Source organism: Robertmurraya sp. FSL W8-0741, from assembly GCF_038004005.1.
In the GTDB taxonomy this organism is placed as follows: domain Bacteria; phylum Bacillota; class Bacilli; order Bacillales; family Cytobacillaceae; genus Robertmurraya; species Robertmurraya siralis.
The window spans coordinates 4,105,300-4,121,846 of sequence record NZ_JBBOQG010000001.1; the positions used below are offsets into that span (position 1 = coordinate 4,105,300).

Genomic DNA, 16,547 nt, shown 5'->3' on the forward strand with positions numbered 1-16,547 from the left:
TTTACACTGCTACTTGCTCTGCTGCCCGCTCGCTTCTCACTGTGTAAGCCATAAAGAACACGATAAATGCACCTAAGACGATCGTTTGTAAAGAGCCGTTAATTCCTAGAACAACCATGCCATAAGAAAAAGCATTCATTGCTAACGCTCCTGAAAAAATCCCTAAAGCCATGTTTGAAAATTTTGCTAAATATAGACCAACTAGCACTGGAGCCATTGACGAGAACATCAATGTCGTTGAAGCTAAATTATTCGCTGGTGTGACTAGGACTGTTGAAGCATTTAGTACAGCCGCAACTCCTAACAGTAAACCGACAACCAAATACGTTATCATAATATTTCGGTTTTCTTTTACCCCCATACTCACAGCTAAACGTGGATTGACTGATAGTGACTTTGTGTCAAAACCAAACTTTGTATAGGTTAAAATGTAATAGAAGAACAACATTACCACCATTAAAATGCCATAAATATAAGGTGATTTGGCCAGTATTGATAGATTTGGATACATAAACAACTGTGCACCAGATCCGTTAAAGACGATACCCGAGAGTGCCTCATAGACCATTACCACCCCTAATGACACGATGATGGTCGGAACTCTAACGAGGATATAGACCAAACCTTCTAATAAACTAAGGACAACAGCTACAGCGATGGTGATCATTAATAGGCTTATTGGTCCTAAATCGTTTTGAATGGCAAGGTTACTGCCAATAATCCCGGACAGGATAATAATTATCCCTGGAGCAAAATCCCATCTCCCACCAGATAACGGAAGTGCAATAGCATAGGCGATGATAGTCGTCAAAACACTACTTCTAATTATCCGATCGAAAGCACCTGCTGACATATAGCCCGATTCACCTGCGATCAGCGTAATAGCTAATATAATGCCATATACCATAAAAGGAAAAATAAACGTTTTTACTATACTTTTTACATAATCACCGATGTTTTGTTTCATTTGATCGCACCACCCACTTTTTAATGAATAAGAGGCTCAGACAGCCTCTTATTCATTTACAGTTTTACCGCGCCTCTTTAATTTCAGATAATGTTCTAGTAGTTAATTGTTGTAGTTCTTGCCAAGTTGCGTTTTCATTAAATGTTTTCATCACTTGTTTTAATTCCTCAACAGTTACCGCACCGTTAGATTTATCCTCAGGAACAATATATTTTTGAAAATCCTCTACTTCTTCAACCGATGAAAATATAGGATAATCCACAGAACCGTTCAATTCCCAGTCAGTATACTCATGTCCATTAAGGCGATCATAAAGTTGAGCAAATACATTCGCGATGATTTGACTATAGTTATTTGTACCTGCTGCTAGAACCGATCCATTCTCTAATGCAGCCGGAGTCGAGTCATTATACCCAAGTGCTAAAACCTTAATATCAGGTTTGGTACTATTTAAAATGGCTGGGTAGACAAAATCCATGCCAGAGCCTAAACCAAAAATTGCGTCCACTTCAGAGTGATCAGAGATGACCTTCGTAACGGCGCTTGATACATCTTCTGGACCAAACATATGATACTCAGTATCGTAGACTGTAATTTCATTAGCCGTGTCTAATTCAGCTAGTTTTTCTTTAAAACCACTTATTATCGCAGGTGCATCTACGAAGGCAAACTCTTGGAAAGACGTTACACCAATATTTTTCACACCTGCTTCATATGCTGCTTGCGCATATTGCGCCCCAATTGTTTCAGGTTTTTCTCCGAAATTATATAATCCACCGACAAAGTATTCACTGGTTACATCATCACGAACATCCCCTAATGCTACACCATAGTAAACTTTCGCTTGTTCTGCTAATTGAAGACTTTGCTCTAAAGAAGTATCATAGCCACTGATAACAGCATCTACTCCCGAAGCAATTAAATTCTCTAGTGCTGCGATATGATCCTCCTCGCTCGTACCTACTGTCGCATAATTAAAATTCACATTAAAATGCTCTGCTAAATAATCTCCATAAGACTTAATTTCTTTACCTTGAACATCTGTGTAATTGTACAGCATAACTCCTATTGTAAAACCATTATCAGTTTGCTTTTCATCTGAATTATTTGCTTCACTGGAATCATTCGATTTTGCACCACAAGCGGCTAATAATACACTAATTACTGTTAATAATAAGACTTTCTTTAATAGGGTTTTCATCTTTATTACCTTCCTTCTTTTTCATATTAGTTATCTTGGAATTACCTCTGTTCGAGGCCTTCTAAGAATTAAAAAGACAACAATGAGGAAAATGATCCCCTTGACGAGAGATACTGTTTCAGGCCTAACTCCTATCATAATTAATCCATTATTTAAGAGAACTAACGTAATACTACCCACAATGGCACTACTGATCTTAGACTTACTTCCACCACTTAAAGCCATCCCTCCTAAAACAAGGGCAACAATCACATCCATTTCAAGTCCCATACCAGAATTCTCACTCACTGTATAGGATCTGGCTAAAGAAAACATGGAGGCAAAGCCGATCATTATACCAGCAATAAGATAAGAAATCACCTTACTCTTCTTCACATCAACTCCACTTTGCATGGCTGCCAGTGGATTATCACCAACCGCTTTATTCTGCTTTCCAATCTTTGTATAGTTAAATAACACGATTCCGACAATCGCAACCAAGATTAAAGAAGTAATTGTAAACGTTAAGTTACTGCTAAATAGGGCCAGTTTAGAAATGTCTTCTACTTTTATCGACTGATTAGAAGTAGAAACCATATATGTGACGACACCGCGGGTGCTAAACATAATTGCCAAGGAAGCGATTACCGCCATTAACTTAAACTGATTGGCAATAAAGATATTTAGAAGATAACACCCTACTGATACCACTATTGCCACAAGAGTTGCCACAAACAGTGATGCGCCTGCGTTCAGAGTGAAAGTGACGATCATGGAAGTTAGGGCAATCACACCACCAACCGAAATGTCCATATTTCCATGGGAGAAGACAAACATTAATCCCACTGTAATGATAAATAGAACAGCAAGCTGCCTAATGATCGTTTGCAGGTTTACCACGGAAAGTAAATCACCGTTGGACATGATCATAAAAAAGGAAAAGACTAAAATTAAACTTGAATACTGAATGAAAATATTTTTATTTGCCTTCGTAAATTGTAAGAACTTCGAAAGTCCTCCAGACCGAGCATTCGCTCCGTTTATATGAGTAACTTCTTTCACAGCCTCACCACCTAAGTTAAGTAGAATACAGAGTTTTAGATCATGTATTGGATTAATGTTTTTTCATCAACCTTTTCGCTTCTATGAAACTCTTTCGTAATCGCACCATCCTTCATTAACAAAATGCGATCACTCATTCCGATTAATTCCTGTAATTCCTCGGAAATTAATAGAATGGAGTAGCCCTGTTGCTTCAGCTCATATAACAGTTGGTACATTTTTGTTTTTACACCTACATCCACCCCACGAGTTGGACTATCTAAAATTAGAATTTTGGAATCGTTGCCAATCCATTTTCCGAAGGATATCTTTTGCTTATTTCCTCCCGATAGCTCTCTTACCGTTTGGTTCATACTGCTGCATTTGATAAGTAAGCTATCTATTTGTTCCTGAGCAAAGTGTTTTTCTGCTTTCTGTGTAATCAAACCGTAAGAAGCTAACTTTTCTAGAGCAGATAAGGTTAAATTATCCTTCACAGAGGCTTCAAGAATCAAAGTCTCTTGGTCCCTATCTTTCGACACATACCCGACCTTATTGGCAATTGCTGTTTTAATATTTGTTAATCGAACAAGTTTTGCCTCTGGATGAGGGTTCCCTGTATTTTGCTTCTCCTTTTGCTTCGAAAGCTTCTGGAAAAACGAGGGAGTTTCATGACCATAAACAAGCACTTCTCCTGCCGAAGGCTTAATATTGCCATACATCACTTTACCTAATTCATGCATTCCACTACCTGATAAGCCACCGATGCCAAGAATCTCTCCCTTATGCAGTTCCAGATTAATATTTTTTAGTCCTTGTGCGCTCACATTCTTAGCTTGAAATACTACTTGTCCTGTAGAAGTTCCATCGTAATCGCTACGATAGAAATCACCCTCTAGTTCCCTACCTACCATTGCTTGTTTGATCTCATTCTCATCAAACTGTTCCTTCTCAAAATCTCTTATAAAGTTTCCATCCCGCAAAACCGTTAAGCTATCACAGATTTCCATCAGTTCCGGAAGATCATGAGAAATGAAGAGAACCGCCTTGTTTTCAGATTTTAATCTCCTCATAATCCGATGAATCAGTACCCTACCTTCATGGGATAAAGCGGTTGTCGTCTCATCAACAATAAAAAGGGTTGGATTATAATATAACGCTCTGGCAATTTCCACTAATTTTCTCTGCTCAAAATTAAGCGTATTGATAGATTTTGTTACATCGACGTCAAGCTCCACTGCTTCTAAAGCTTTTTTCGCCTCGACCATCATTTTCTTACGATTGACGAATGTATTCTTTTTGAAACGCACCTCATCTCCAAGAAAAACATTTTCAGCAATTGATAAGTTATTGATCGTTCCGGTTTCCTGAACGATCATAGAGATCTTTTTCTCACGGGCATCTAGTGGGTTTTTAGGAGTATATTTTTCCTTATTTATATAAATATCTCCGCTAGTGATTCTATGCAATCCACTAATCATCGCGGAAATCGTAGACTTACCAGAACCATTTTCTCCTATGAGACCCTTGATTTCACCAAGTTTAACCTGCATATTAACATTGTCTACGGCTAGTACTTCATCAAATTTTTTGGTGAGATTAACAGTTTCTAAAAAAACTTCTTTGTCCATGTAAACACCCTTTCGCACTTGTGACATCGTTTACATTTTGCTTTATATTCATCATCTCTATGCTTTTATCTTATCATTCGATCCCCTGACTCCATAAGTAGATAATTTATCCCATGTATGACAAAAATTTAACCATTTTTATTTTTATCTCAATCAAAATACCTTATAATCGGACTAAAGGTTAAATTTATACATGATTATTTTCCGATTTTAGATTAAATTTTTGCATATAAGAGGTGTAATAATGGAATATCGTCATGAAATCATCAATTTCAACAATAAACTACCTATAAAATTCTTCATGCATCGAATTGGAGATGTGAATAGGCATTGGCATCAATCACTCGAATTGGTTGTCAATATAAAAGGCCAGTTAACCATTGTTGTCGAAGATGAGAAGTATCATTTATCTGATGGGGATATGCTTTTGATTAACTCCAATGAAATACATGAGCTCCATGCGGATGATGCCATTATCATCGCCTTGCAAATGAAGTTAGAGCTACTGAAGGATATTAATATTGATACGAAAAACATGTACTTTGACTGTAATTCTGTTACGGCAGACAATCCCGATACATTCAAGCAAATCAAACGGGTGATCGCTGAAATTCTGAAATATAATATGAACCACAATGAGTTAATTGATTATAAAAACGCCTCGCTCATCTACGAGCTTATCTATGAACTCTGTGCAAATTTTAAAGTAGAAAAAAAAGAAACAAAAAAGTATTCTGAAGAGAAACTGGATCGCCTAAGTCGCGTCCTTGATTATATTCATAGTAAGTACGATGAGAATATTTCTCTACAGAGTCTTGCCGAGAAGGAGTTCCTGTCCATCCCCTATTTGTCGAAGTTTTTTAAACGTGGTATGGGAATTTCGTTCAGCGACTATGTAAAACAAATTCGCCTACATTATTCTGTGCTTGATTTATTGGACGATACGCTCACAATTGATGAAATTGCGCACAAGAACGGCTTCCCTAATACTCGCTCTTTTGTGACCGCGTTTAAAGAGAAGTTTGAAGAATTGCCGAGCGTTTGGAGAAAACAAAACATTGGCAAATCTTTAGGGAGTATTGAAGCGACAAAAGAAAAGTCTGTCAATTACTTTCAAATGGAGCCACATGCATATTATGAGGATGTGGCCCAGTTTATTGAAGAACATTTAAAAGATGCCCCTCCTCCCAATCACAAAATATCTGATGTTGAAACGAGTGAGTTAGCCGTTGCCCCTATCTCCGTCGACCTCACAAAGGAAGAAATGCAGCTGCAACATACGTTTAAAACGTTTACTGGCGTTAGCAGGGCGAAAGAAGTTTTAATGGCCCCAGTTCAAGAGGCATTAATGTTGGCTCAAAAAGAAATTGGTTATCGTTATATTAAAATGCATAGCCTGCTGGATGATGATATGATGGTCTATAGTGAAGCGAGAGACGGTACACCGATCTATAATTTTCATTTAATTGATCAAGTCATTGATTTTTTGTTATCGATTCAATTAAAACCTCTTATTCAGTTCTCTTTTATGCCAAGGTTACTGGCTAGTAATTTAGATAAAACTGTCTTTTATAATCAGATCAATACGAGCCCACCGAAGGATATAAAAAAATGGTCTGGCTTAATTCGTAGTTTGACCGCCCATTTGCTCAATCGCTATGGCAAAAAAGAAGTCCGAAGCTGGTTATTTACAGTCTGGAATGAACCAAGCTCATCCAATCATCTCTTTGGGTTCCGTAACAATCAAACTTTCTATGATCTATTCCAAACAACTTATAAGGCAGTCAAAGAGATTGATTCACAGCTACCATTCGGCGGCCCAGCGGCTTTCTCAACATATAATAAAAGTGAAGACTGGTTCTTCGACTTCTTAGCATTTAGTATGGAAAATCAATGCCCACCCGATTTTATTACGATTCATTATTACGACATTGACTTGTCCAATGTAAAGAAAGAAGAGTTAGACATCTCGATCTTTCAAGTAGGAAATCATATTGATTCTATTGACGAACAACCACTTTATTTAAGTCCTGTAGAAGATTCCTTTGAACAGTTCATTGATCGCCTAAAAAAAGGCTTAAAAGAAATTGGCTTTGATGACAAAAAAGTCTTTCTGACAGAATGGAACTCCACTGTTTCGCACAGGGATTTAATGAATGATACATGCTTTAAATCAGCCTATATTATAAAAAACATCATCGACAATTATGATCGACTGGACGCTTTTGGCTATTGGCTCCTAACTGACTTCCATGAGGAATACTTAATGTCGAAAAATCTATTTCATGGTGGTTTAGGAATGCTCGCTTATCAACAAATCAAAAAACCATCCTATCACGCCTTTTCCTTTTTAAATAAATTAGGTGACACGCTAGTTGAAAAAGGAGATGGCTACCTAATTACGAAAGAAGAGGATCGTCTTCAGCTATTGCTTCATAATTATCACCATTATAATGAAAAGTATGCTAAAGGCATTATCCTGAATATCTCTTATGAGGACCGCTACTCGAATTTCTCCAATAAAATAAAAAAAGAATGTTGGTTTGAGCTATTAAATCTAGAGGGCACCTTCGAAATCAAGCATTATATCGTCAATCGTGAGCATGGCAGTGCCTTCGATAATGAGCTTAAATTAGGCAAAGTTGGTGAGCATTCACCTGAGGAACTCGACTATTTGCGGAATATTTCAGTCCCCAAATTAGAAATTGAGCGAGCAGTCGCTGACGGAAAACTTCATATAAAAGCAGAGCTTGAACCTTTTGAAATCAGGCTGATCGAATTAGATCGGATCGTTTAAATCTTACGCTAATAGACAAATCCTATTTAAAGCAAAATCGGTTTTTATCGAACGTAACTAAAAAGCTCACGAATGTTCGTATGTCAACATTCGTGAGCTTTCATAAGCTTTAATGACATCACTGGTCGGTGCAGAACTGACGCCCCAAAAGGAACACCGTTATTCTCCCATTGTTCTTTAGCAGCCGTACTTAGATTTTTTCTGTGTTCTCCAGACAACTCTCTTACATAGAAAGTTTCCTCTATTTACAGAATGAAGAGTTGTTTGCTATTCAGTCTCCTCCTAGTTTCCGTATTTCTTCCTTCCAAATTTAAACTTTTATATTGTAAGTAGAATGTGGAAAGTCTCCTAATCAATTATTATTCATACTAGGCTACTCATTCATTTCACGAACAAAATCTTTTACTTCATATAACAAAAAACCACTATCACAAGCACTTTTACATCATAAAAGATATTTAACAGCCCGTCTGAATAAGTTCACAACTGTTCCAAAGATTACTACTGGTTCCTGTAACTAGTCAGCTTAACTTTACCTGACAAAACGAATGGTTAATAGAAGTCTGTGGCACAATCTATTATAGCTCGTTAAATTATTTTCTGAATATTCCTTGACTGGAATATTCCTTGTATGGAATAATAAATCCAACAACAAGTTATGACATCATTATTTAGAAATTCGGAGGTGATATTCTTAATATAATCACAAGCGATTATAAAAATTAGAAACATATACATGTTGGGAGATGATTCTATATGAACGTACAAACCTTCAGTGCACTAGCTGAATCCAACCGACTTGATATTGTTGACCTTCTTCTTGACGGACCACTTTCAGTAGGAGAGATTGCCCAAAAGTTAGAACTAAACCAGCCGCAAACCTCTAAACATCTTCGAGTATTGAGTAATGCTGGACTTGTTGAGGTTCATCAGGTCGCTAATCGTCGCATTTATAATCTAAGACCAGAACCGCTGCAAGAGTTGGATAAATGGCTTGATTCCTACCGTCGAATATGGGAAGCGCGGATGGATCGTTTGGACGATTATCTCAACGTATTACAGGGAAAAAAACCATTGAATTAAACTAAGGTTAAAAAATCAGCAAAAATGATTTATCAAGTTGGTCATGGACTCGCTTTGAGCGATTATAAAGCAAGCTCTAAAAGAACAGCAAAAGCGGAGGCATCCTAGTAATCATTACATTGCCATATTGGAAAAAGTTAATAAAACGGAGAAAAAGATATTTATTAAGTGGATGGAGGAATTAAGATGAATGAAATCATTTCAAGAGTTGAGAATGAGCGGGTACTGGTGTTGGAGCGCATTTTCGATGCACCACGGGACCTCGTGTTCAACATGTTCAAAGAACCTGAGCATCTCAAGCATTGGTGGGGACCTACTGGTTGGGAACTTCCGGTTTGCCACATCGATTTCCGACCAGGTGGAATTTGGCACTTCTGTATGAAATGCACGGATAAAAATCAAGGTGATTTTTACGGCATGGAATCTTGGGGGAAAGTTATTTACAAAGATATTATCGAGCCGGAGACCATTATTTACACCGATTACTTCTCAGATGCCGAGGGAAACATCGACGAAAATATGCCATCAACCGAGGTCACGTTGGAGTTCATTGATCTGAACGGCAAAACGAAACTTGTAAACCGTGCTGAGTATGCGTCTGCAGAAGCTCTCAAAAACGTCATGGATATGGGTATGCTCCAAGGAATTACCGAGACTTGGAACCGTCTGGAAGAGCATTTGAACGAGAGCAAATAAAATAATTTATACTTACAAGATGGGGAAATGATTGATAGTAGTACCAAAGATTGTCCCCTACCTTTGCTTCCTAATAGAATTGAAGATGGGGGACATTTTTAAACTTTTTTCTTAATTCAAAAGTGACCAATGTCGTAATACTTTTGATCCAACACAAGACAAAATTTAGATTAGCTTTGGCAAAAAGGCATCACAAGACGGCACTTCACATATGCCACTTCAAAAAAAGGAAACGATGCGAATGGATACAGGATAAGTATAGCCTGACATGGCCTTTGGGAATAAGGACTTAAAGTTGTTCGACACTCACCTCTTTCCGTACTTCTTTGAAGCTACCAAATTGCGCTATCCCGAATATGCGAAGATTCATTCTCACAACTTTATGCAATTTCCTTATAACGCATTGGAAAAACATGAGGAATTCGATTTTGGGCATTGATTGCTCACCACCCGATTGGGGCGATATTTCATGAGCCCGCCACGTAAAAATCTATACAAATGAAAGGAGCCTCTCATAATGAGCAACAGCAAGTCGAACTTGAATTATCGCGAGATCAACGGCCTCCTGTATCCCGAACTGCAAATCTCGAATCGGACGGAAGTCGATCAACAGCCGTTGAGCAAGTACAGCCGGATGTCGTTGAATTTCATCCGTAATCATTACCCGCATCGCTTCCTGATTCTCAAGATGCAAGGCAATCTGATGGAAGATATGCATCAAGTAGAACAGGAAGCCCACACTAAGATGGACATTTTGACCGAGCAACTTCTGAAACTCCATCCCCTGCCGAAGACGGAAGACATCCTGGAACGGACACGCCACCTCAATCAGATCAAATCGACCGCCGAGGAACTGCTCCTGAACGACATTATACTGAAGCCACGTTAACAACATTCTCATTCGACTCGGAACCGCCACCAGCGGTTCTTTTTCATCTAGAAAGGTAGGTGTTCGACATGAAGAATACTTCCTGACAACAGCATCAAGTGTAACAATGTTCTCATAATGGAAACTAAAATACTACCTCGTTTATCGATCTAAATATGCAATGAACCTTACACACAGGCTCATTGCAATATCATATTCGACATTTTCTAACCTGGACTTCAGTCTACTGGAATAAACCCGTATCTTCCTACACCAACAGTTTTAGTAAAATGAATATAATTCATTTTGTGCTGAACCTCACTCATTGGCTCAATGTTTTCAAAGATAATTATTTGAACATCAGGGTGCGCTTTATTTATGTCAGACAAATTGTTAAAGAAGGCTTGTTTCATATCCAATGAGATGTCTTCTTCACTGCCAATTGAATCACCTGCAGTTGTCTTCTCCTTATAGGTTGTAAGAGGTGAGTCTAATATGATTATGCCTGGATGCTTCAAACCATTATTTCTCGTATATTTCATGATCGCTATAAGAAACGCCGTATTTAAAATTGCTCTATATCCCTTACCATGATTTTTCCTCATCTTACCTGAAACGATTAATTCCTGGTCATCGTAATCGAATGTAACACTAGTTAATTCGGGATAATTCCACCCCTTAAGTAACTTTTTAATTTCATTTGCTAAGTCGTCATATATATCTTTTGTAATCTCATTAACAAAATTAACTCTCTGATTTTTCTTAGATAGTTCTCTCATTATTTCTGATTGTTTTGTTTGATAATCTGCGATACGTCGTTCATTCATTTCAATTTCTTGAAATATCTGTCTCACGCGTAATAGTCTTTCAAGATGTTCTTTGGTGAGTATGGCTACAGGCTTTAATTCTTCAATTATAAAAGTTTCAATTTCTCCGATCTGTTGTTTTAAAAATTTGACTTCTTGATCTTTTTCATTATATTCCATCTGCAAGGTATTTAATGTTGCTCTAAGATCAGATAACTGAGCGTCTAATTTATGGCTTTCTTCCCTGCAAGCAATTTGTAAGTTATCTAAATGAAGCTTGTGATCATGTTCTACTTTATCCAAAGTAATTGGATTGTCACAAATCGGACAGTTTGAGTCATACAATTGTGAAATAAAGTGATCTCCTTCAATTAGAAATTGAAGTCGATCCAAATCAGAAAGATAACTCTTTTCAAGGAGTTTAAATCTCTCCTGTAGTTCTTCCAACATTAAAATCCTTGTTTTAATTTCTTGTTCCTGATTCCACAAACGATTCTTTTGCTCCATACGCAAATTAATTTCTTTACTATTGTCAGACAAGACGCCCATTAATTTATCTATTTCATTGGATAGATCATCAGCTTTATATCCTTCAACCTGTTCCCTTTTATGATTAATTTCTTCTTTTAATTTTTTCAGTGAGGCATTTACAAATTCCAACTTACCTTCAAGTCGAGTTTTATAGATTTTTGGATCTTCTAATTCAACTCCTTCACTGTCATCAACACCTGTTAAAACTGTTTTAAAGGCCGATTGCTCTGCCGTTTTACTCGTAGGCACACCCGAAAAAATAGGAATTCTTTCAGTTATAATTTTTTCTTCATTAAGCATTATTAATCCAGCAAAATGCCTGAATGAAAATGATATCTTGTTTCCTCTCGCATTTTTTCTAAGAAGCATACCTTCAATACCCGTTAAAGATAGAAGAAAACTTGAAATGTTATCTTTATCGTCCTTATTATGTTTGGCTTTTAGCTTTTCATAATTTTGTAGAACATGTATCTCATCAATTTTAGACTCATAGGCATGAATCGTCGATTCACCAATTTCACGTTTCAAAGTGATCTCTTTTCCCGAATATGCTTTAATTTCAAGGTATATTGTTGAGTATCCTATACTTTCATCAATTGCTTTTGGTTCATCCTCACTACCAAACATGTAGTTAATTAATTGAAAAATATACGTTTTTCCAGTGTCGGAAGCACCCGAAATCACGTTTAGTCCTTTTTTCAAAATAATTTTAGCATCTTCTTTATTTTTTCCCGTGAGACGAATTTCAGTAATATAAAAGCCGTTAGTTTTCATTAAACATCACCTCTTATAAACGCCTCTTTAGTAAACTCCCCGCCCCAACGGTCAATATTTTTCATTATGTAATCTTTTAGTTCTTTATCTGAGTATGAAAAAAACCGTTCTGTCAAATTTTCATTTATTCTCAATAACTGTAACATGTAGTTAGACTCAAAATGTTGTAGAAATGATGCTGAATACGGCATGGCTTTATAAAGAATTCCGTCCGCACCGTATTCAATGGTAATTAATCTCTTACTAATCATTAAATGAAGTCCTTGACTTACTAGATTTCGCTTTACTAAGATCTCACCAGTTCTAAATGGAGTCGATGGATGCAAACTTTCAAAATCAGAATCAACATCACCATAATGGACTAACAGATAATCCAAATAAATTATTCTTTGAATGTCTATTGCCTTATCTTTTAGTCCCGTTAATATCACTAGACACCGAAGACCAATTTCTAATGGCGTATTGAACAAATAAGTTTCTCTGCTGACCGTTAAAGTTTTCATTTTTTCACCCAATTCAAAATATCTTTGTTAGCTAGTTGATGACAAATTCCGCTTCTGTCACTGCCATCAATATATTTTATTAAAATATTGCTTGTAATTTGTAACTTTTTTGCTTCTTTTATTGTTTCCTTAACACAAACATATCCATCTGGATGATCATCTTCAGCAGTATCAACTACCCCTCTATATATTTCATCCTGCAACTTTTCAAACGGTTCATCATAAGGTAGCTCGTCTCTAGCAAATCTTCTAAGAGACTCTGCTTTATAGTAATCCTCGCGCTGTCTATTAAAGTGTCCATATAGTTTAGAGTGCTTTTTTAATTCATCTATATCGGAGATTTGTTGGCCCAAATGATCTGAATAAGCTTCATACAATTGTGACACATATCTTACTTCTTCTGGCTGTATTGAATCTTGTGGAAGTTCTGCCTGCGGCCTAGGCTTAACTAAACCTCCCCCAAATCTATACTTATAGAATGGGGTAGTACTATATTGTTCAATTAACTTCTGTGGTGGACAGTGAGTAATAATTGAAAAATCAAAATTCTCAATGTAACTCAATAATTCATCCGTTAATTCAATTTCGAATCTACTTGTAATCTTCTTTCTACACTTCTCATCCCAAACGGATATTAACCCAGTTTTTAACCGGGACGGTTCCTCAAGTAATCCGGACAAAGCAGGGCCCAATCCTTGAGAAGATATAAAATAATATTTCCTTGGGACAGTATAAGATTGACTAAATGTGTAGTAACATAATTTTCCTAACTCTAACCAAATATCACTTGGATGTAGAGGGTGTTCATAATGCTTGCATTGATAGTTATCCCATATGTAATTTGATGGATCTGAATTTACAATTGCAACGATATCTCTTCCCATATCACCGGCTCCCCCTGACCGGTATACTAAAGAGTATTGATTTTTTAAATACCCATCCACCCATTCCAAAATCATGTCTTCAAATTGATCTGCAGAAATGATCCGTAATCTTTCAATTGGAGGAATAGGAACACCAAAAAGAACATCGTAGCTCTCAGGTTTTTTAGGTGCTTGGATAGGCAGAAGATCATTAATTACACTCTCCATAAGATCACCTTTCGACATAAATACTACTTATTTATAGTTATTCAACATTTTCCACAATTCCCCTCCTATAAGTAGAAGAAAATTAGTTAATAGGAACCATTTGCAATCCATCAACAGAACCAAATGTTAGAGCCTGAATTTTTATAGAAAGGTGAACCATCATGCGTCGAGTCGAACGATTGCGGAATCTATACGAATCAGCAATTGCAGAACTGACCCAAAGCGGAAAAACCTGGTGTATTTGGCAAGCAAAAAATGTATTAAACGTCATTTAAAAATGTACCACTTGCCAACGCATAGAATTAACCTTGTATAATTGATTCTTTGTAACGGTGACTATCCCCGTTAAACACGATTAAATGCGAGTGATGAATTAATCGATCAATGACTGCTTCCGTTACAATCGGATCTCCGAAAACGTGATTCCATTGACCGAACTGAAGATTTGTTGTAATGATAATGCTCTTCGCTTCATAACACATCGCAATAACCTGAAATAATAATTCTGCTCCTTGTTTATGGAGAGGAATATACCCTAGTTCATCCAAGATCAATAAATCAAGTTTCTCTATTTGTTTAAAGAGCTTATTTAGTGTTCCTTTTTCATTTGCCTCTAGTAATCGATTGACTAATGAGGCTACTGTATAAAATTTGATGGACTTTCCAAACTTTTGTACGGCATTCAATCCAATAATGGTGGCTAAGTAAGTTTTACCTGTGCCCACTCCTCCATAGAAAATTAAATTTTCCTGCCGTTCCAGAAATGCACCATTTAATAAATCCTCTTTACTGAGCCCTTGAGTTAATAATATATCTTTCCAATCAAAAGGATTTCCTTTTGTTTTAGGAAGCGTCGCTTGTGTCAGTAATAGATTCGTCTTCCGTTCCTCTCGTTGCTCAACTTCTCTTCTAAATAACTCTAGTAAGAAATCCTCATTCGTCTTTGCTTCCACTTCATGATAATGTTCTCTGATCCAGCTTAATTTCAACCGCTTGGCATATTCTAGAATCTGACCATTCATTGTAGATCAACTCCTTTCATAAGCTGATCATAATGATCTAAACCTCGAATAGCCTTCGGCATTTCTGGCAATGGTCGATTGGGGTGTATTTCCGAACGGATTCCCCGTCCATTTATCAGTTGATAAAACACCTGTTTAATGGATTCAACAGATGGATGGCCATGCTCAGAAGCGATTATAAGTGCCTCCGTAATTCTACTAAAATCATGTTCTTTCAATACCATTGCTAGTAGTTTAAGAGCCTCTGGTTTTTCCGCAGCTGTACATGAATTGAAATACTCTTGCCATTCTGTTGGAAGTTGCTCATAGAAACTCGTATATTTAAGTGCCAAAGGACGTTTGGCCATTAGGTTTAAGTATGGCTGCCATTTCATAGACTTTCTATATTGACCGTATAATCGAGAGTGACTAACCACCAGCTGATTGTCGTCTGTGAGTATTTCAATCGTATTATATGAGATTTTTACGAGAACCTTACTTAGCGCATACCTCGGAGAGGTTGAATAGAGGTTCTTCTCTACCCTTATATAACCATACTTATCCGCCTTGACGGTTTCATACCTTACACATTGATACTCTTTCCCTGGAAGAACAAAACAAGCTTTTTGATCCTCTTCAAACAATGTAGAAATAAAGGTTTCTTTCTCATAGTGCTTACGTTCACGGTCTCTTTCAGCTTTGTCCCATAACTTCTCGTTAAGTTGATCTATATCAAATACATGTAGACCTGGTAGTAAGAAATTATTCCTCACATATTTGACCATAGCTTCCACATGCCCTTTTTCGTTGCCACTATTCGGATTACAAAACTCGCATTTAAAACCATAGTGAAGAACGAAGTTTTGAAACTCCTCTGTTAGCTGCCGTTCTCCATTTGGCAGTACTTTTTTTACGGCAGGGGATAGATTATCAAACCTGATTGTTTTTGGAACTCCACCCATATGATGAAAAATTCGCTTCAGTCCTTCTAGGAAGCACTCTCTATTTTGTGAAGGAAACACCTGAAAATAAAAAGCATTACTATAAGGAAAAGATAAGACTAGATAGGGGAGCACAATGTCCTCTCCTTGATATTTAAATGGTGCTTCCCCAAAATCAACCTGTGCTGTACCCAGCTTAGATTCAAGTGGTAGAGCGGCTTGACTAGATTCATTTAATAACTCTTTCTTTCTGTTCGAAACATAATTTCTAATCGTTCGATCAGATCCCTTAAAATCAACTTCTTCTTTTAGCTGTTCCCACATCCGCTTTGCGGTTCTACGAAACTTCTTTTTTTGCTTAAAGTCCTCTAAAATCCACTCATCTACGATATGCTTAACTGAATCCATGATGGGTGAAGGTCTGTTTTGTTTCACTTTCACTTCAGGACTAAAATCCTCTTTTTCGGCATACTTTTTTACGGTTCTAGGATCTCTTCCCATTTTTTTCGCTATTGTTGAATAACTACTATCTTTTTCGACAGCCTCATGTCTGATATAATTAATTTCGGCCACTGCCAACATCTCCTTAATACCTCCTGCGCTTGTTTGTCCCAACAGGAAGTGTATGTGTATTTTG

At 37.0% G+C, this 16,547-nt stretch carries 13 protein-coding genes; 4 read left to right on the top strand and 9 right to left on the bottom strand.

The features are described from left to right. Position 1: 1 nt before the first annotated feature. From NST02_RS19995 to NST02_RS20010, 4 genes are all read right to left on the bottom strand, one after another. Positions 2–967 carry an ABC transporter permease gene (locus NST02_RS19995; protein WP_340949648.1) on the bottom strand — a complete coding sequence of 322 codons (966 nt, stop codon included), beginning with the start codon at positions 965–967 and terminating at the stop codon, positions 2–4. A gap of 64 nt (positions 968–1,031) precedes the next feature. Beyond that, on the bottom strand, positions 1,032–2,168 hold the full coding sequence (locus NST02_RS20000) for a sugar ABC transporter substrate-binding protein (RefSeq protein WP_340949650.1): 1,137 nt from the start codon (positions 2,166–2,168) through the stop codon (positions 1,032–1,034). A gap of 30 nt (positions 2,169–2,198) precedes the next feature. Then, a complete protein-coding gene (locus tag NST02_RS20005; protein WP_340949651.1) occupies positions 2,199–3,209 on the bottom strand; it encodes an ABC transporter permease in 1,011 nt (336 codons plus the stop codon). A gap of 35 nt (positions 3,210–3,244) precedes the next feature. Further along, positions 3,245–4,819 (bottom strand): sugar ABC transporter ATP-binding protein, encoded by a 1,575-nt coding sequence (locus tag NST02_RS20010; RefSeq protein WP_340949652.1) that lies wholly within the window; start codon positions 4,817–4,819, stop codon positions 3,245–3,247. A gap of 244 nt (positions 4,820–5,063) precedes the next feature. Here NST02_RS20010 and NST02_RS20015 point away from each other — a divergent pair, with 244 nt between their 5' ends. From NST02_RS20015 to NST02_RS20030, 4 genes are all read left to right on the top strand, one after another. Beyond that, positions 5,064–7,616 (top strand): GH39 family glycosyl hydrolase, encoded by a 2,553-nt coding sequence (locus tag NST02_RS20015; protein WP_340949653.1) that lies wholly within the window; start codon positions 5,064–5,066, stop codon positions 7,614–7,616. Positions 7,617–8,372: 756 nt separating this feature from the next. Then, positions 8,373–8,699, top strand: coding sequence for an ArsR/SmtB family transcription factor (locus tag NST02_RS20020; RefSeq protein ID WP_095309174.1), 327 nt, complete (start codon positions 8,373–8,375; stop codon positions 8,697–8,699). 186 nt (positions 8,700–8,885) lie between these two features. Then, the gene (locus NST02_RS20025; protein WP_306421183.1) at positions 8,886–9,395 is read left to right on the top strand and encodes an SRPBCC domain-containing protein; all 510 of its coding nucleotides are present in this window, start codon (positions 8,886–8,888) and stop codon (positions 9,393–9,395) included. A gap of 517 nt (positions 9,396–9,912) precedes the next feature. Then, the gene (locus NST02_RS20030) at positions 9,913–10,284 is read left to right on the top strand and encodes a TnpV protein (RefSeq protein WP_340949654.1); all 372 of its coding nucleotides are present in this window, start codon (positions 9,913–9,915) and stop codon (positions 10,282–10,284) included. 218 nt (positions 10,285–10,502) lie between these two features. Here NST02_RS20030 and NST02_RS20035 read toward each other — a convergent pair whose 3' ends face one another. The 5 genes from NST02_RS20035 to istA all read right to left on the bottom strand — a co-directional run bounded on the left by NST02_RS20035 (position 10,503) and on the right by istA (position 16,492). Further along, complete coding sequence (locus tag NST02_RS20035; protein ID WP_340949655.1) at positions 10,503–12,374, bottom strand: hypothetical protein; 1,872 nt, start codon at positions 12,372–12,374, stop codon at positions 10,503–10,505. Further along, a complete protein-coding gene (locus NST02_RS20040; RefSeq protein ID WP_340949656.1) occupies positions 12,374–12,877 on the bottom strand; it encodes an ABC-three component system middle component 2 in 504 nt (167 codons plus the stop codon). The genes NST02_RS20035 and NST02_RS20040 overlap by 1 nt, the downstream gene beginning before the upstream one ends. Then, complete coding sequence (locus tag NST02_RS20045) at positions 12,874–13,968, bottom strand: ABC-three component system protein (protein WP_340949657.1); 1,095 nt, start codon at positions 13,966–13,968, stop codon at positions 12,874–12,876. Before NST02_RS20045 ends, NST02_RS20040 begins: the two co-directional genes overlap by 4 nt. Positions 13,969–14,270: 302 nt before the next feature. Continuing rightward, positions 14,271–14,990, bottom strand: coding sequence for an IS21-like element helper ATPase IstB (gene istB, locus NST02_RS20050; protein ID WP_095314893.1), 720 nt, complete (start codon positions 14,988–14,990; stop codon positions 14,271–14,273). Continuing rightward, entirely contained in the window at positions 14,987–16,492 is a 1,506-nt protein-coding gene (gene istA, locus NST02_RS20055; protein ID WP_340947791.1) for an IS21 family transposase, read from the bottom strand. Before istA ends, istB begins: the two co-directional genes overlap by 4 nt. Between the last annotated feature and the right edge of the window lie 55 nt (positions 16,493–16,547).

What these genes read in the sequence shown, in the direction of transcription:
- NST02_RS19995 (WP_340949648.1), bottom strand. Translation starts at nt 967, where the DNA reads ATGAAACAAAACATCGGTGATTATGTAAAAAGTATAGTAAAAACGTTT.
- NST02_RS20000 (WP_340949650.1), bottom strand. Translation starts at nt 2,168, where the DNA reads ATGAAAACCCTATTAAAGAAAGTCTTATTATTAACAGTAATTAGTGTA.
- NST02_RS20010 (WP_340949652.1), bottom strand. Translation starts at nt 4,819, where the DNA reads ATGGACAAAGAAGTTTTTTTAGAAACTGTTAATCTCACCAAAAAATTT.
- NST02_RS20015 (WP_340949653.1), top strand. Translation starts at nt 5,064, where the DNA reads ATGGAATATCGTCATGAAATCATCAATTTCAACAATAAACTACCTATA.
- NST02_RS20020 (WP_095309174.1), top strand. Translation starts at nt 8,373, where the DNA reads ATGAACGTACAAACCTTCAGTGCACTAGCTGAATCCAACCGACTTGAT.
- NST02_RS20025 (WP_306421183.1), top strand. Translation starts at nt 8,886, where the DNA reads ATGAATGAAATCATTTCAAGAGTTGAGAATGAGCGGGTACTGGTGTTG.
- NST02_RS20030 (WP_340949654.1), top strand. Translation starts at nt 9,913, where the DNA reads ATGAGCAACAGCAAGTCGAACTTGAATTATCGCGAGATCAACGGCCTC.
- NST02_RS20035 (WP_340949655.1), bottom strand. Translation starts at nt 12,374, where the DNA reads ATGAAAACTAACGGCTTTTATATTACTGAAATTCGTCTCACGGGAAAA.
- NST02_RS20040 (WP_340949656.1), bottom strand. Translation starts at nt 12,877, where the DNA reads ATGAAAACTTTAACGGTCAGCAGAGAAACTTATTTGTTCAATACGCCA.
- NST02_RS20045 (WP_340949657.1), bottom strand. Translation starts at nt 13,968, where the DNA reads ATGGAGAGTGTAATTAATGATCTTCTGCCTATCCAAGCACCTAAAAAA.
- istB (WP_095314893.1), bottom strand. Translation starts at nt 14,990, where the DNA reads ATGAATGGTCAGATTCTAGAATATGCCAAGCGGTTGAAATTAAGCTGG.
- istA (WP_340947791.1), bottom strand. Translation starts at nt 16,492, where the DNA reads ATGTTGGCAGTGGCCGAAATTAATTATATCAGACATGAGGCTGTCGAA.